Below are 16,277 nucleotides of genomic sequence, written 5' to 3'. Positions count from 1 at the left end.
AGGTTCGTTCAGTTTGGTGATTTCAACAGTTTCCGCTTGTGACGATTAGACACGCCGGCAGCAGGTTTCTCCGGGATCGGTCGTCTTTCCGCCAGCAGATGGCGGATTGCCAGAATCGGGTGTCGGAGGAGCATTCTCGGCCCGGCATAGCGCATGATCTGCTGAGATCGTTGTTTGTATTCGGCCTTGTAGCAGTGGATCGGACAGACGTGACAAGTGGGTTTGGCTTCGCCATACGGGCAGCGATCCAGCCGGGTGAATGCGTACTGCAAAAAGTCCCGGCATTGCTCGCAAACGACCTGGCTGTGATGGTGGTCACGACAGTAGATCCGCACCATCGCCTCAATCGTTTTAAATTCGGTATTTAAGCTGCCGTGTAAGATAACAGCTTGTTTTGTCTCGCTCATGATTGCACCGCCGTGTTTTCTGTTTCTTGCGCTTTAAAGCTATATTGAAAATATAACTATTAACCCGCATAGGAAATATGATCTAAATCGTGATCGATATGATCAGAATGCTCGAACTTGTTATAAGCATGAAAAAATAATGGCTTTTAATGCAAGAAATCACCCTGCATGGGTTGATTTCATTGAGTTTGAGCAGTAGTATCCGCTCCTCTTTTTTTGTGGTGGTGTATATGAGCAGATTTGAGTGCCTGGAAAGAATTGTCGACGAATACCGTAAGAAAGTTCGTGACGCTGAGTTTAATAAACAGAATGACAGTGAAGTCGCAAAAGTCTTAGTTCTGCTTGTTGGAAACTCTATGTTCAGCTTGGCAGACGAATTTGCAGACTGGGTCAATCGTGGCGGCGATCGCAGCTACGGTGGCAAGTTCTTCGTGTCGAAGCAACTGATGACGTTGCTGGAACCGGTCACTTTCCGCGGTGTTACCGTACGTCGTGATTCGATCAAACTGTTCCGAATCTCATAACGGTCTGGTTCATTTTGTGAGTTCAATGACGCTCATAAAGAAAAATTGAAGAACATTTTCGCCTCGCTCTGTCATACAGAGCCGGGTATGTAGAAAAGGATGCCTCGGCATCCTTTTTTGCTTTCAGAACATAGGCTTGCATCAGAGGCTGGATAAAAGGCCCGAACTGTGGTCAGATAGGCAGCACGTCAAGTCAGAGAAGAGAATTACCGATAATGGATGCAGAATTTTGGCATAGCCGATGGGCTGAAAATCGCATTGGTTTCCACCTGAACGATACTAACCCGGTATTGGCCAAATACTGGCCGCGCCTCAATCCCTCGCGTGAAGACACCGTGCTGGTGCCGATGTGTGGCAAGTCGCTGGATATGACCTGGCTGGCAGAGAAACATACCCAGGTGATTGGGATCGAGCTGAGCGAAATTGCTGTGCGCGCGTATTTCTCAGAGCATCTGTACACGCCGACTGTGATCCCGCTCGGGAACGGCCAGACGCTGTATGAGTTTGATGAGGTGAGCATCTATTGCGGTGACTTCTTCGCGACGAAGATTGAGCCAGTGGATGTGGTTTATGATCGCGCAGCACTGATTGCGATGCCGCCTTCGATGCGCAAAATGTATGCCGAGCAATTGCTGTCGATGGTCAAATCGGGTGGTCGCATCCTGCTGGTGACGCTGGATTACCCGCAAGCCGAGATGGACGGACCGCCGTTCTCTGTCACCGGGGAAGAAGTGGCACAACTGTTCAGTGGTTGCCAGATCACTCATCTGGAGCGGGATGAAGCCGATGAGAGCCATCCGCGCCGCCAGAAAGGCCTGACGCGTTTTGCGGAAGAAGTCTGGCTGATTGAGTTGCCGTAAGCTGATCCGTGTATCATCAAGGATGCATGAAAACAAAAGGAGCCTCAGGGCTCCTTTTGTCGTTCCAGGGCGCCACGCAGGAGCCCTATGAAAGGCTTAGTCGAAAATGACCTCGACATCTGCTGCGGTGGCTTTGGCGGCCTCAATCGCGTTGTCGGTTGATTCCCGGCGACAGAGGGCGACGCCCAGACGGCGGCGGCCGTTGATTTCCGGCTTGGCAAACAGGCGCAGTTGGGTCTGAGGTCGCGCCAGGGCCGCAGTCAGGTTGTCGAAGCGGACGTTGTCGGAAACGCCTTGGGGCAGGATCACCGCAGACGCCGCCGGACCAAATTGCTGGATGCTATGCACCGGCAGCCCGAGGAAAGCGCGCACGTGGAGGGCAAACTCGGACAGATCTTGCGAGATCAGCGTCACCAGGCCGGTATCGTGTGGGCGAGGGGAGACTTCACTGAACAGGACGTTGTCACCCTGGACGAAAAGCTCAACCCCGAACAAACCGCAACCCCCGAGGGACAGGACTACTTTCTCGGCGACTTGCTGCGCCGCTTTCAATGCCGCGTCGGACATCTGCTGTGGCTGCCAGGATTCGCGATAGTCCCCGTCTTCCTGACGATGGCCGATCGGGGCGCAGAAGTGAATTCCGTCGACAGCGCTGACGGTCAGCAGGGTGATTTCATAATCGAAATCGACAAAGCCTTCGACAATCACGCGTCCGGCACCGGCACGTCCGCCTTCCTGCGCATATTGCCAGGCCGATTCGATATCGGCCTGGGTTTTGACTACGCTTTGCCCTTTCCCGGAGGAGCTCATAATCGGCTTGACCACACACGGCATGCCGATTTGCTCAATGGCTTGGACAAAGTCAGGGTAAGTTTCAGCAAACGCATAAGGGGAGGTCGGGATGCTCAGGGTTTCTGCAGCCAGGCGGCGGATCCCTTCGCGGTTCATCGTCAGTTGGGTGGCTTTGGCGGTCGGGACAACATTCACGCCCTCGGCTTCCAGTTCAACCAGAGTATCGGTCGCAATGGCTTCGATCTCCGGCACCACGTAGTGCGGCTGCTCTTCGGCAATGACAGCCTTTAGGGCATCGCCGTCCAGCATATCAATCACATGCTGGCGATGAGCGACCTGCATGGCCGGTGCATCGGCGTAGCGATCGACAGCGATGACTTCCAGACCTAAGCGCTGACATTCAATGGCGACTTCTTTCCCTAGCTCTCCGGATCCTAGTAACAGGACACGGGTGGCACCGGGACGCGTAGCTGAACCTAACATGACGTTTCCTTACACTAAGTATTGATATTGCGGGGAATCATACAGGATTTGCAAATTTGCGCAAACGTTTGCGCGTTGGTTGTTTAAATGTCCGGCATTGCGGAAAAGCTTTCACCAGCGCACCTGAGCACGCGTATTTTGTGCCACGTCTTTGTTGCTGCTCTTTATGTCTTTGCTGTGACTTGCTACGAGTTTTTGCAGCGATTCACCACGTGTTTTTGAAGCAAGTCACCACGTGTTTCGAAGCTGTTCGCTACGTATTGGAAGCCCTGCGCCACGCTTTCAATGCCTTTTGCAACAGCTTTAAAGCGCTGTTTGGGGCCTGAGATATTGTCAAAGTTGTGTCATGTTTGGCAGCCGGGGGTCGAGTTAGACACCTGTTTGAGGTTAACTTGTTGCCAGGCTTAGCAATGGCAGAGTTTTATCCATGAAAAAAATAGTTTTAGGTCTTGCACTGGCGCTGTCGGTGCCAATGTCAGCACAAGCAGGCCAGAGTGCCGGTGTCTTTTTTGGCAGCCCGATGAGCGGCGTACAGTTGAAACACAATGATTTACGCTTTTCCGTGGGCGTGGATGATTTCGGGGTTGCGGTGGATAAAACCTTCAACCTCGGCTCCCTGACCAATAATCCCGAGTTGAACAGCTTCTATACCTTCGCCGGGGCACAGTACGTCGATGATAACGACCATAAGCACAAGCATGATCATGACAATGAACTCGGCGTCCGCGCAGGGGTTGGTTTTGAAGTGCCGGTCGAAAAATTCGAGTTCTACGGTGAAGTCGGCCCGACCCTGTATGTGGTCGAGGATGTCGACATGGAGCTGGAAGGCGCGCTGGGTCTGCGCTACCGCTTCTAAAGCCCGCTCGGTTACGGCTTGTTATCAGCCCCAGGTTGGATTGCTCCGGCCTGGGGCTTTGCTTTTTTGGATGAGAGTGAGTTGGAAGAGAGCGAGTTGGCTGAGCTCCAGTTTGCCCGGTATCCGTAGACTGAGTTTTTGTTTACTTGGTGATTGCGGCTTCCTGGAAGTACTTCTTGGCGCCGTCATGCAGCGGCGCGGCCAGCCCGTTGTGTATCATGTCTTTGGGATCCAGGCCAGAGAATGCCGGGTGGAGTTTTTGGAACGTATCGAAGTGCTCGAAGACTGACTTGGCGACCTGGTAGATCACCTCGTTCTTCATGCGGGCTGAGGTGACAAGGGTGGCATGGATCCCGAAGGTGCTGACCGCTTGCGGGGTCCCTCGATACATCCCACCCGGAATACTGGCGAGCTGATAAAACGCATTCTCCTCGATCAGCTTGTTCACGGCCGGGCCACTCACCGGCACAATCACGCTATTGCATGCAGTGGTGGCTTCCTTGATGGTGTTGTTCGGGTGGCCGACGGTGAACACGATGGCATCCACCTTGTTCTCACATAGAGCGCGGGACTGCTCGGCGGCGTTGAGTTGCGTCACTTTGGCAAAGCTTTTCGTGGTCCAGCCCATCGCCGTCATCAGCACCTCCATGGTCCCCCGTTGCCCGGAGCCCGGGTTGCCGATATTCACGCGCTTGCCTTTCAGATCGGCAAAGGTCTTAATCCCCGCATCTGTCCGTGCCACGACGGTAAACGGCTCTGTATAAATCGAAAACACAGTGCGGAGTGATTTAAACGGTCCCTTATCAGCAAACACACTGGTGCCGTGATAGGCATGGTACTGCCAGTCGGATTGGACGATCCCCAGGTCTAGCTCTCCGTCCCGGATGGCATTGAGGTTATAAATGGAGCCGTCGGTGCTTTCGACGGCGCAGCGAATCCCGTGCTGCTCACGCTGAATGTTGACCAACCGGCAGATGGCCCCACCGGCCGGGTAATAGACGCCGGTCACCCCGCCGGTCCCGATGGTGATAAAACTTTCGGCTTGCGCCGGTGACAGCAGGGCAGTGACCAGAACCGCCAGGAACCAGGAAATAATGCCGGGAAGTTTCATATCGTCCCCTTCGGGATACAGTGATGGCAGCAGTACAAGAAAGCCGGGGTTGAATCAAAAGTATATACCGAACTCGATAGCCATAGCGGATGGCAAGGCTGGGGATGCCTGCGGATATAAAAATCCCCGCACAGGGCGGGGATTGAATGATGTTGCTCAGGCTTGTTCGGGATAGCTCAGAGCTTGCTTGGCATAGCTTAGCGTTTGTCTGGAAAATCTCAGCGCTTGCCTGAAATTGTCTTGGGCTTACGCCGGCTGGCGTTTGATTGCGGCTGCGCGTTTGTTTTCCCATTGGGTGATAAAGGCCACCGAGAGAATGATAATCGCCGCACCCAGCCACAGGCGCCCCGGTGGGACCCAGCCGAAGACAACCCAGCCGGCCAGTACATTCAGCGGCAGCTTGGCATGGTCAAACGGCTGAACAAAGGAGGCATCCGCTACGGCGTAGGCTTTGGCAATCGCCCATTGGGCCAGCGCGGTGAGTAAACCGGCACCCAGCAGCAGCAACCAGGACAGCCCGCCGGTAGGCAGGGTGAAATCCGGGACGGCCAGGAACAGGTTAAACGGCGTGATTAGCAACAGCAAGTACACCACGATGGTGGTCGGGGAATCATGCGCCGACATGCGCTTGACCATCAGGGAGTAGCAGGCCCAGAAAAATGCAGCGCCGACCGGCAGTAAAGAGGCCCAGTTAAACGCATCGGACCACGGCTCCAGGATAATCATCGCGCCGCAGAAACCGGTTAGGGTTGCTGCCCAGCGTGCCGGTCCGACGTTTTCCTTCAGGAACAAACCGGAGCCGATGGTTGCAAACAGCGGCGAGGTCATCAGCAGGGCGATCCCTTGCCAAATCGGAACCGGGTACGCCAGCGCCCAGAGCCAGAGCTGGATCCCAATGACCGACAGGAATACCCGCAGGCAGTGCATGCCGAAGTGTTTGGTCTGCAATGCGCGTCGCAGTCCGAGACTCTGTAACCAAGGGAAAATCGCCACCAGGGCAATGAAATACTGGATCAGCGCAACAGTCGTGGAAGGTAACTGCAGCATGACACTCAAATACTGCGCCATGCTGTTGACCATCGCGAAGGCAAGTCCTGCGCTGAGCATCCAGCAGGCGCCCTGGAGCGGGTTGTGTTGATGTGACATGAAATTATGATGAATAGGTAATAAATAAGTCTATCGGCATCATAACCCCGGTGGCTGGATGTTGAAACTAATTTGTAAAGAAAAACCGCCAACTGGCGGTTTTTGAAGGGAAATCGTGACCGTCCGGCCGAGGTTAAGCAGCAACGAAGCTTAGCGGAATGTCCGGGTTCAGGGCTTCCAGCGTATTTTGTGTATCCGCCAGATAACTGATAGCCCCGTCTGCGGCTTCAACCAGCGCGGCTTCTTCAATTTCAGTCAATGAATATCCCGCCATGTTCATATTGATCAGCGCGACTTGCAGTGGCGGCAGGCTCGGGTTGAATGCCGCATTTTCCGCATACATGCCGATGAAAATTCGGCCGTCTTTGGCTTTCAGCGCCACCCCGCCAAAACTGTTGGAATAAGGGGCGTGCGAGCGGTTCGCCGCCTGACAAGCTGCGGTGATCAGGGCTTCGGTCGCTTCGGTTGTCAAGCCGTGGTTGACCTGGGTCATCAGCGCTTCGGTGATGTTCAGATCGGCCGGGCCGAACGACTCCGGTAAATATTCTTGTAGTGTTTTGGCTTCACGCTCAGGGAATTGCACAATCAGCTCTTGGGCTGTGGTCAGCTCGTTCATGAACTGGCGGCAGTGGCCACAAGGACTGTAATTGATCGTGATATCGCTGATGCCGGTTTCGCCTTTGACCCAGGCATGACTGATCGCAGATTGCTCGGCATGAACCGTTTGGGATAAGCCGGTGCCCAGGAATTCCATATTGGCGCCGAAGTAAAGACGGCCGGATTGCCCCCGGACAATTGCACCGACGAAGAAATTAGAAATAGGAGCAACAGAATAAGCAGCGGCAATAGGGAGGAGAGCGACGCGGAGTTCGCTGTCTGACAATTGAGTTTGTTCTAGCAACTGCTGGAACGTTTCTGGACTCAAGGTTGCATCGAAGTCTGGCTGTTCCAAAACAGGCTGTAGTGCAGCCGCCAGTTCTGCCGGTAATGTGCCTAAAGCATCCATTACTTTAGTATGCATGAGTTTGTCACTCCGTCTTGTGTATGGAGAAACATTGTAGACCCGGCCATCCTAAATGAGTGTGATATTTATCACATTAACGTTATGTTCGTTTCATTCATTACATAATTGAGAGTGGCATCACACAGGGTTGAATTTTTATACCTATATTTTTCAATAAGTTAAAAATGTATTCGATTGCCTGCACAATGCCACACTTTTGCGGGTTGGGTCACTGACTAATGGAATAATGCCAGGATCACGGGATAAACCATCGGCGCCAGCAGGGAAGTGATGACGCCGCAAATCACCAGCGCGAGTGAACCGAACGCGCCTTCCTGATGGTTTTCTTCCGCCGCTTTGGCGGTCCCCAACGCATGGGAAACCGTGCCGATGGTGAGCCCTCGTGCCATCGGTGAGTTGATACGGAACAGCTTGAACAGCGGATAACCCAGGATAGCGCCGAACAGGCCCGCCATAATCACCATGACTGCGGCAATCGACGGCATGCCGCCGAGCTGATCAGAAACGGCCATCGCGATCGGCATGGTGACCGACTTCGGCAGAATACTGGCGGCCAGTTGCTCGTCCATACCCAGCGACAGTGCGATGGCTGCGCCAAAAATCATCGACAGGACACTGCCGGCCAAACAAGCGGACAGGATGGTTTTCCATTTCTGTTTGATTTGACCCAACTGCTCATAGAGCGGAAAGGCCAGCGCCACGACCGCAGGTTCCAGCAGAGCATTGAGCCATTGGTTTTGTTCGAAGTAGGTGGTGTAGGGCACCTGGAACCACATCAGCAAGGGGATAATCACCAGCAGGCAGATCAGAACCGGGTTGATCACCGGGTGTTGGATTTTCTTGGAGAGGAATCGCGCACAATAAAAAACGATTAACGTTGTTGCCAGCCAGATCATTGTTTTTCCTTTTTATCGACTGCAAGTCCGAGGATGAGAAAGACAAGCAGGCTACTGCCGAGGGTGCTGAGAAGGATTGGCAGCGTGTTGGCCGCGATTAAATCAAGATAGTTAATCAGGCCGACGGCAATGGGAACAAAAAGCAATGCCATGTGGCGGATCATCAGATGGCAGCCTTCTTTGGCCCAGTGGGACGGGATAATGCCTGTCGAGAGCACGAGAAACAGGATCAGCATGCCGATGATGCTACCGGGAATTGCCAGATCGGTGACGTGCCGGATTGCTTTACCGGCGAGTAAGCAAACCAGGATGATTGCAAAGGAACGAAGATAAGCCATGAGCCTTAATTCCGAAGTGGGAAGACTCAATCATCATACAAAATATTTGTGACTCAGGCCACAGTTAAAGCCCGTATTGATGACTTAGTAGTTAGAGAGAACCACAATCGCCACCCCGGCCGCCGCCAGCAAAAAGACGGAGATTTTGTGCATCAAACTGTACTTCACAATATGCTCGGTCGCAGATTCCAGTTTAGGCGCGGGGTTGGTTTCATCCGTCAGTCTGGGCCGTTTATTAAAGGTATGGATATGGCGGCAGGTTTTGTCCGGCATCGGCACCCGAAATCCGAAATGGGGCAGCACTTCAATCGGGATTGCCATGGTGCCCTCATGTTCCAGTTTTTTCGACAGCGCCATCAGCAAGGTGTTGAGGTCAAAATGGCCGTGGCTTTCATCTTCGTAGGGATCGAGCTGGATAAAGGTTTTATCAAACAAACACTGCGCGCTGATCACTTCGCCGGCAAAGTAGCACAAGGTTTCCAGTAACCGGGATTCATGCAGGGTGAGCGTGGTTTCGGAATGATCTTTCCAGACCAGCAACCTTAAATCAGGCTCAAAATCTACGTGCTCAAAACGGTAGCAACGTGTTAATGCTTTCGTCGTCATATCAGCCACTTTTACTCCAACAGATACAGCTTAGACTTCAGCGCTTCTCATGCCATTCAGGTGGGAGGTAAGGAATGAGAGCGTCAGAAAGTCAATCTATTCAGACTCAAACGGCCAAGCGGAATGAGTGTGATGAACAAATACCTACGTAATAAGTTTTGTCGGCAAACCCCTGAAGTTCAAACTGTGACCTTGAGATAATGGCGGAATAAAAAGCCCCCCGGCTGTAACGACCGAGGGGCTGGTGCGGTTTTTCTTTATATCGCGAGGTGTTAGCGGGATGCTATCCGTCTCAGTCTGGAGATCATGGTGCCGATAAACTAGACCAGGCTTTCCACGTATTCGTACACCGCCTTGAGAATGGCCATCTTTTTCTCATCAGATTGATGGGACAGCGCGATTTCTTCCAGATTCTGCATGTAGCCCGGCAGGTTAGACTCGAAATAATCCTGGCAGTGGAACTTCCACTGTTGCTGCTCTTTATAGTCCAGCGTCATCGGGAAGTTTCGGGCCCGGTAACGGAACAGCAGCGGTTTAATCCGCTTGTCATCGACCTTCAGCTCAAGCTTGGCCAGCTCTTCCGGCGACGTTTCCCGGATGATGTCCATGGACGAGCGATCGGCGGTTGAGAAGAAACCGTTATACAGGTGGGTGTCGACATTCTCCGACGGTTCAAATTCACGATCGGCACTGAAGATCGCCAGCAGTTTCTCGCGCACTTCCGGGTGTGATTTCAACAACTGGAGGTGCTTCAGGCACTGCTCGCGATCGATGCCGATCCGCGCCGCATCTTCCGCTTTCAGCGTTTTCGCCGGTGCCAGTACCGGACACTTATTGAGATGAACCAGCTTGACCGGCACCGGTAGCTCGTCCGGGCCGAGATCGCTGCGTTTGGTATAAAGGCGCTCGCGCAGGGTGTCGGCATCGAGTTCGATCAGCGGGGTTGGGTCTTTGGCCAGATTCACCGTGATCACCGCATTCTTGTTATCCGGATGCCAGGCCATCGGGACAATCCAGCTGGTGTTGCCGCACTCCACACCAAACATCCCCGAGACATGAACCAGCGGCGTCATCTCGGCAATATCAATCAGCTCTTGCAGCTTACGCTTATGGCGCAGGCTGAACAGGTAATTGAACAGTTTGGGTTGGTTCTGTTTCAGCAGCTTCGCCAACTCAATGGTGGCGTGGACATCGGCCATCGCATCGTGCGCATTGGCGTGTTCAATGCCGTTGGCGACTGACAGATCTTCCAGCTTGAAGCTCGGCAGGCCGTCGTCGTTATCCGGCCAGTTGATCCCTTCCGGACGCAGCGCATAGCAGGTGCGCATGATGTCCAGCAGATCCCAGCGCGAGTTGCCGTTCTGCCAGCTCCAGGCATACGGGTCGAAAAAGTTGCGATACAGAGTGTAGCGCGTCACCTCATCATCGAAGCGAATGTTGTTGTAGCCAATCACACAGGTATTGGGTTTCGACAACTCTTCGTGAATACGGGCAATAAACTCCGGCTCCGGTAAGCCTTTTTCATGGGCTTCCTGCGGCGTGATCCCGGTAATTAAACACGCCTCAGGCGACGGCAGGTAATCGACCGGCGGCTTACAGTAGATGACCAGCGGCTCACCGATGATGTTGAGATCCATATCCGTCCGCACCCCGGCGAACTGACACGGACGATCAAGAGAAGGGCTGGCACCGAAGGTTTCGTAGTCCAGCCAAAACAGGGTTGGCTGGTTATCGTGATTACTCATTGTGACCTTTACACGGGATAAAGTGTTATCTGCCGTCATGATAACAAAGAATGGGCACAGGTGCGGTTGGATTTTAGCGACAGTGCCTGAGTGCTCAAACCGTGAACAATAGCGCTAGCCGATCAGCTTGAGCAGCTCGTTGATGAATTCAAGCCAGAGGTTGATGGTGTCCATGGTGAACCTTGGGGGTTGGTTTTTCCTAGGTTGGAAGGATAACTGATTTTGGGGCGGGAGTGGGAGTAGTGAGTGGGAGTGGTGAATAAGTAAATCGCGGTAGAGTAAGCGTAGATTGACTGCTTTTCTGGATGTTTGTGAGCAACTATTTGTTTACTTAAATTATATGATGTGCTCTGATGCATGCGATTTTTAGAGACACAGTAATCAATAGGAAAAACACATTGAAAAACATCATCATACTTGCAGCAGTCTTGTCTTTAGCGGGTTGCGCGGCCAAGCCTAAAAAAGAATATGAGTGGGTGAACACAACAGGTGAAGTGGCTCAGCTTGAAGCACTTCAAGTTGCGAAAGACAGTTGTAACTATGACGCAAATTTGAAAGCGATACAGGATTACGTCTATTTGGCAATTTCGGTGGGCCGCTATGAGTCTAAGTATGACACCTCAACCTCGGATGGTTATGTGAAACAAGCATCCGAGCTGATGACTCAGAATGCAAGTTGTATGAAGGAAGCGGGCTTCACCAGAAGAGAAAAAGTCGCGACAAACGCCGCGAGCTAACGAATCGATTATTGCTTCCAACGTAGCCATCTTCTCAGTTTCAACTGCTAAAGACTCCCAATCTTTATTGTTGGCGAAGGTGGCTAGTCACCGAAGACGCGCTGTTCCCAGGGCAAGACCTCAACACCCCGATCAGCAGTTCAGCCGCCAACCGCTATATCCGCCGCATACGCGCCAGTCTGCCGTTAGAAGCGTGGCGCACCCACGACTTCCGCCGATCGCTTTCTACCGGTGCCTCTGAGCTTGGTGTGATGCCTCATGTGGTCGAAAAGATGCTGGGCCATGAGCTGGGCGGTGTACTGGCCGTGTACAACAAACACGACTGGCTGGAAGAGCAACTGGCGGGGTATGAACTTTATGCCAAAAGTTGATAAAATTATAGACATTAATTACGGATAGTCTATTTACTCAATTAATTTTATATGATTGTATACAGAACGTTGTGCTGGTAAAGCATTAGGAGGTATGTTTGCACAATAAGCGAGTTTGGTTCATTAATCTTCTTCGTATATTCGGCGGTACAAGAAAGATATACGAACGCTGTTCGTAGAATAAAAATTTAGGCTGTTAGGAGGGAGAATGGCAAAATTTAGAGCAAATGATCAAGAAGAATTATCAGTCGAATATCAACATATATATTTAACTCAGTACTTCCTAGATTGGTCATAAAATAATTAAAAATTCGCTCAATAAAAATAATGGATCTATCACCAACAAAATATAAGCTTCATTAAAAAGCATTGTTCATTCAGCCTTTTTGTAGAAGCATTTGTGAATCATATGGCTGAAGAGTTTATACCAGATGAGAAGCGAATTGACTTTGACCGCTGTAAGAAGACTTACAAGAATCAGAGAAAATTAAGTGATACTGCTTGGAAGTTATATCTAATCTTTTCAGCTATGGATGAATGCTGCCTATCTAACGATGACCTTTTTCACGTGTTGATAATATTATTCAAATTCGTCATGAATTAGTTCATTATAATCCAGAAGAAATATCAAGAAAATATTCAATCATTACCTAAAACCGGGGGATATGTTAACTATTGATTTTATGCAACCTCCTATAAAAGTTGAGGCAAGATTAATCGAGAAGCAAATTAATGCTGACAAGGCAAAAGAACATTATTTATCATGTAGAGATGTACTTTTAAAATGGTGTGGTTTGATTGGACAAGATGTCGGTGAATGTTCAAAGCATCCTTTGTTTTAATACTTAACAAGTCGCACAATGTCGACACGTTTTATACGACATTTCTGGCATTAATTGGCCGTAGTGTATACAGTGATCAATTTGGCATTTGTGTAAAAATGGGCGCATGTGCTTAGCGCTAGGGCTAGAGTATTAGGGAGCTTATGAAGCAGGATATAGTAACAGTACTAGTTAAAAACGATAGCGTAAGTAATCTGGCTGATTATTTTTACAGTAACCCTGTTGAAAAATACTCGCTTCGTCTTGCAATATTATTTGCGTTCATATCATTACCATTAATATATTTTGATATACAAAAAGAAGTTGCTGGATGGTTGAGCCTTATAGCTGGTGCTCTTTTTATTTTATACTCAATTGCGTCTTTTGTTTGGAATTTACGCTATATAGCAATGCCAACTAGAAGCTACTTTATTGATCTACAGAAAAGAATTGAATCTGAAGAAAAATTAATCAAAGAACTATCAGCTGAAAATTCCTATCAGCTGGATGAACTGCTTCGGCGACTAAATTTCGAAAGGGAAAGGCTCAGATCCAGAGTTGGGTTTCTTATAGGGGCTATTGATAAATTAGGATTGTTTCCTGCAATATTAGCTTTGTATCTTACATATGTAAAAACTACTAACGATATATCATTGGACAATATACCGTATCCACTTTTAAGCTTTATTGTTGGTATTTATGTTGGCTGCTTTCTTGTAAAGAGCATCATCGATCGTATAGAACATATGTGTTTAGCTGTAGAAATATCGAAAGAGCGATCTACAGCAGTCGAAGATATCCGTAACAATGCCTTAACAAGGCAATCAAGGTGACCCTGGACTTTCCCCATATTAATTAGTTGATTTGAGCATCCAATACAGTGGGTAATCCATTACTATACTAATTATTGTTAAGTAATGTAGAAGGTGTAAGCTAATTTTAAAGAAGGAATTTGGAGCTTCAAACATCTCCAATCGGCAGAGTAGTATGATAAAGTTATTTGATAATAAATTATCACGAATTCTTGCTTAATATCATTAATAAATACTTGATTTTATATGGGAAAATATATGATATTTCGATTAACTTGAGCTAGAATCCTTGATGTAATTTAAAAGTTCCACCTGAGTGTAGAACTTTTAAATCATGTTAGGATTAATGGTGGTTTATTTTGATTATTTATTCAATCCAATGTATATATCTATCTTTATAATTTCTTAATCTGAATTTACATTGTCTTGCATACTTCCCATTTTCAATGACTTCCCGTGCAACTTTTATTAGTTGAGCTTTGTAAGCTGAGTCATTAGTTTCGATGTACATGTTTTTATACGCACTGGTTAAATAGTTTCTCGTTATGAACCAGCTTTTGTTTATATCTGAGCCATAATAATTTTTTGCATCTTCAAGGAATCTAATTGCACGACTATGATCTGATAATTCCTGAGAAAGGAATATTCCAAATAACATAAGTAAAGATGCATGAGCATTACTACCTATTAGGTAACGATAGTCATATTCAACAGATTCTATTGCCTCTTCATATGAATGTTCAACCTGGCTTAGCATATCCACATTTCCACGATAGAACTTCTTAATCCCTTCTTTTAATAGACGAGCTTTTTGAAGAGGTACATATGGATGGCTAGTAATGAAAGAATGATTATTAAATTCCTTCAAGTAATTTTCGTATGCCGACTTATCATTTCTTCCCACACAACGTATGGCTACGCCATACAGAGAAAACAACTCTGCTATAACTATCTTGTCAATATAGTTTTTGGGTTGCCATTCTGTTACATTTCGATGAAGTACAGAGTTGCCTTTTAATGTGCCATCTAACTCTTTGAGCTTTTTTTTCATTCTTTCTTTGTGGCTTCTAATCTTATCTTTAATTTTGCTAAGTTCAAACCTGTCTGGGAGTAACTTTATAAACACAAATCTTTTTGCAAAATCATTTAGTTCATAATACTCACCAACTTTCTTTAAAATCAATCTTTCTAATAAATAATTGCATATGATCTCAGCGTCACTAACATCAACTTTTGTGAGCTTACTTATACTGTAAAGTTCAATTTTTTCATCATACAATGATATTATTTGCATTATATCATTTATAGGGTATTTTCTCTGTGCTAAGTACCTTAAAGCATTGTCAAAAGTGTTTTTGTACATAAAGTTTGCGATCATTTCCGAGTTTTTAGAACGCATGCTCAGTAGTGATGCGGTTATATCTTCAAATGTTGACACATCACGGTCAAGAATGTTGAGGACTTGTAGTATAATCAATGCATTACCTTTCGATGCATCTAGAATTGAAGTGGCTTTTTCTTGATTGATATGGACATTGAATCCTTCTGAATCTACTATTTCCTGTACAAACTTTATGCCAGTGCTGTCATTCTTAAACTCCTCTATGTGTATTTTTTCTTCGCAAGACTCTTCATTTCTAGAAGTGACTATGAATTGAATGCTTCTAGGTAAAGATTTTATGAATGTTACTATCTTCTCCTTTTCATCGCTCTGTATGTTTTCAATATTATCAATTGCTATTATCCCTCTGCCCTCAAAGCTAGAAAGTTGGGATATATCTTTCAACTGTAAGCTGTTACAAATTAGTAACTGTAGTTCGTTGAGGGTTGAGAATTCTGGCTTGGCTGTGTCAATATACAACTCGCCAGTTGTCTTATTATTCCGAAGATACTCATCTTTACTTGAATAAAATAATAAATATTCTATGTCTGTGTAATTACCGTCGCTGATGTCCCTCATAACTCGATATAGAAACTCTGTCGTGATTGCTGTTTTACCAACGCCGCCATAACCATATAATACAATCGAGCCAGCAAGTCTTTGTCTTATATCATTGCCTAATAACGATTCATACAAGCAGCTAATTATTGTCTCTCTGCATAATAAATTTTTATGACTTGATACAGCCATTGTTAGGTTACTATACTTAAGTGTTCCACCTTGAACTATATTGTCATATTTGGTTAGTCCTTCATATATGCTACTTTTAGACTGATACCAGTAATAAATATCGTTAAGTGAGTCTGTTATATTTTTGATAAAGTATGAAACCTTATTTGCATCAATGCTAGTAATTGGACGGGAGGCCGGATGAGATAGATTGTTTCTGGTGCTATGATATAAAGTGCAGCAATAGTGAAACTCTTCAATAGAACTGAAAGATTTTACAATTTCCTTATCTGAAAAATGTGCATTGAAGAATATCAGCAATAAATCGATCAATTCAGATATGTAGGGCACATCATTATCATATTTTTTTAAATCTAGTGATTCTTTACATTTTGACATTAAGCCATATATATAGTTGGAGTTTTCTATAAAGCTTTTTAACTTTGCATTGAACCTTCTTGAATATATTAACTTTTCAGAAATTGATATTGATTGTAAGGCGCTCTTGAATTCAGCATGGCTACCATATTCGTTAGTTAATACATCAGAAATAAAACTTCTAATTGCAACTTCATTCCCCTTGACGTTTTTATCTAATTCATGAGATTGCTCGAGTGTAATATACATGTCCATGGCCT

Annotated in this window: 17 protein-coding genes; 7 read left to right on the top strand and 10 right to left on the bottom strand. The window is 47.5% G+C overall.

Annotated elements, in window-relative coordinates; genetic code table 11:
* Window positions 1-8 precede the first annotated feature (8 nt).
* Window positions 9-407 (bottom strand): nitrous oxide-stimulated promoter family protein, encoded by a 399-nt coding sequence (locus tag NH461_RS08900; protein WP_261600014.1) that lies wholly within the window; start codon window positions 405-407, stop codon window positions 9-11.
* A gap of 230 nt (window positions 408-637) precedes the next feature.
* Here NH461_RS08900 and NH461_RS08895 point away from each other — a divergent pair, with 230 nt between their 5' ends.
* On the top strand, window positions 638-931 hold the full coding sequence (locus tag NH461_RS08895; protein WP_007461536.1) for a hypothetical protein: 294 nt from the start codon (window positions 638-640) through the stop codon (window positions 929-931).
* Window positions 932-1,146: 215 nt separating this feature from the next.
* Window positions 1,147-1,791, top strand: coding sequence for a thiopurine S-methyltransferase (locus NH461_RS08890; protein WP_261600013.1), 645 nt, complete (start codon window positions 1,147-1,149; stop codon window positions 1,789-1,791).
* 96 nt (window positions 1,792-1,887) lie between these two features.
* Here NH461_RS08890 and purT read toward each other — a convergent pair whose 3' ends face one another.
* Window positions 1,888-3,066 carry a formate-dependent phosphoribosylglycinamide formyltransferase gene (purT, locus tag NH461_RS08885; protein ID WP_261600012.1) on the bottom strand — a complete coding sequence of 393 codons (1,179 nt, stop codon included), beginning with the start codon at window positions 3,064-3,066 and terminating at the stop codon, window positions 1,888-1,890.
* A gap of 427 nt (window positions 3,067-3,493) precedes the next feature.
* Here purT and NH461_RS08880 point away from each other — a divergent pair, with 427 nt between their 5' ends.
* Window positions 3,494-3,922: a hypothetical protein gene (locus tag NH461_RS08880; protein ID WP_261600011.1), complete on the top strand. Its 429-nt coding sequence runs from the start codon at window positions 3,494-3,496 to the stop codon at window positions 3,920-3,922.
* A 142-nt stretch (window positions 3,923-4,064) separates the two neighbouring features.
* On the opposite strand, the gene NH461_RS08875 is transcribed toward NH461_RS08880, so the two are convergent.
* The 7 genes from NH461_RS08875 to sbcB all read right to left on the bottom strand — a co-directional run bounded on the left by NH461_RS08875 (window position 4,065) and on the right by sbcB (window position 10,788).
* Window positions 4,065-5,033, bottom strand: coding sequence for a TAXI family TRAP transporter solute-binding subunit (locus tag NH461_RS08875; RefSeq protein ID WP_261600010.1), 969 nt, complete (start codon window positions 5,031-5,033; stop codon window positions 4,065-4,067).
* Window positions 5,034-5,279: 246 nt separating this feature from the next.
* Window positions 5,280-6,179, bottom strand: coding sequence for a DMT family transporter (locus tag NH461_RS08870; RefSeq protein WP_261600009.1), 900 nt, complete (start codon window positions 6,177-6,179; stop codon window positions 5,280-5,282).
* Between the two features lie 133 nt (window positions 6,180-6,312).
* Window positions 6,313-7,200: a cytidine deaminase gene (cdd, locus tag NH461_RS08865; protein WP_261600008.1), complete on the bottom strand. Its 888-nt coding sequence runs from the start codon at window positions 7,198-7,200 to the stop codon at window positions 6,313-6,315.
* Window positions 7,201-7,418: 218 nt separating this feature from the next.
* Window positions 7,419-8,099: a CidB/LrgB family autolysis modulator gene (locus NH461_RS08860; RefSeq protein ID WP_261600007.1), complete on the bottom strand. Its 681-nt coding sequence runs from the start codon at window positions 8,097-8,099 to the stop codon at window positions 7,419-7,421.
* Window positions 8,096-8,437 carry a CidA/LrgA family protein gene (locus NH461_RS08855; RefSeq protein ID WP_261600006.1) on the bottom strand — a complete coding sequence of 114 codons (342 nt, stop codon included), beginning with the start codon at window positions 8,435-8,437 and terminating at the stop codon, window positions 8,096-8,098. The genes NH461_RS08860 and NH461_RS08855 overlap by 4 nt, the downstream gene beginning before the upstream one ends.
* Before the next feature lie 84 nt (window positions 8,438-8,521).
* Window positions 8,522-9,043 carry a transcriptional regulator gene (locus tag NH461_RS08850; protein ID WP_261600005.1) on the bottom strand — a complete coding sequence of 174 codons (522 nt, stop codon included), beginning with the start codon at window positions 9,041-9,043 and terminating at the stop codon, window positions 8,522-8,524.
* Window positions 9,044-9,363: 320 nt separating this feature from the next.
* Window positions 9,364-10,788 (bottom strand): exodeoxyribonuclease I, encoded by a 1,425-nt coding sequence (gene sbcB / locus NH461_RS08845; protein WP_261600004.1) that lies wholly within the window; start codon window positions 10,786-10,788, stop codon window positions 9,364-9,366.
* A gap of 398 nt (window positions 10,789-11,186) precedes the next feature.
* Here sbcB and NH461_RS08840 point away from each other — a divergent pair, with 398 nt between their 5' ends.
* From NH461_RS08840 to NH461_RS08825, 4 genes are all read left to right on the top strand, one after another.
* The gene (locus NH461_RS08840; protein ID WP_261600003.1) at window positions 11,187-11,525 is read left to right on the top strand and encodes a hypothetical protein; all 339 of its coding nucleotides are present in this window, start codon (window positions 11,187-11,189) and stop codon (window positions 11,523-11,525) included.
* 44 nt (window positions 11,526-11,569) lie between these two features.
* On the top strand, window positions 11,570-11,896 hold the full coding sequence (locus NH461_RS08835) for a tyrosine-type recombinase/integrase (RefSeq protein ID WP_410000106.1): 327 nt from the start codon (window positions 11,570-11,572) through the stop codon (window positions 11,894-11,896).
* Window positions 11,897-12,561: 665 nt separating this feature from the next.
* Window positions 12,562-12,738 (top strand): hypothetical protein, encoded by a 177-nt coding sequence (locus NH461_RS08830; RefSeq protein ID WP_261600002.1) that lies wholly within the window; start codon window positions 12,562-12,564, stop codon window positions 12,736-12,738.
* 143 nt (window positions 12,739-12,881) lie between these two features.
* On the top strand, window positions 12,882-13,550 hold the full coding sequence (locus NH461_RS08825; protein WP_261600001.1) for a hypothetical protein: 669 nt from the start codon (window positions 12,882-12,884) through the stop codon (window positions 13,548-13,550).
* Window positions 13,551-13,896: 346 nt separating this feature from the next.
* On the opposite strand, the gene NH461_RS08820 is transcribed toward NH461_RS08825, so the two are convergent.
* Complete coding sequence (locus tag NH461_RS08820) at window positions 13,897-16,266, bottom strand: ATP-binding protein (protein WP_261600000.1); 2,370 nt, start codon at window positions 16,264-16,266, stop codon at window positions 13,897-13,899.
* Window positions 16,267-16,277 lie beyond the last annotated feature (11 nt).

Origin of the sequence: Photobacterium sp. TY1-4 (genome assembly GCF_025398175.1) — a bacterium.
Lineage (GTDB): Bacteria > Pseudomonadota > Gammaproteobacteria > Enterobacterales > Vibrionaceae > Photobacterium.
The sequence above is the reverse complement of the archived record's forward strand: the minus strand, read 5'-3'. Positions and strand labels throughout refer to the sequence as shown.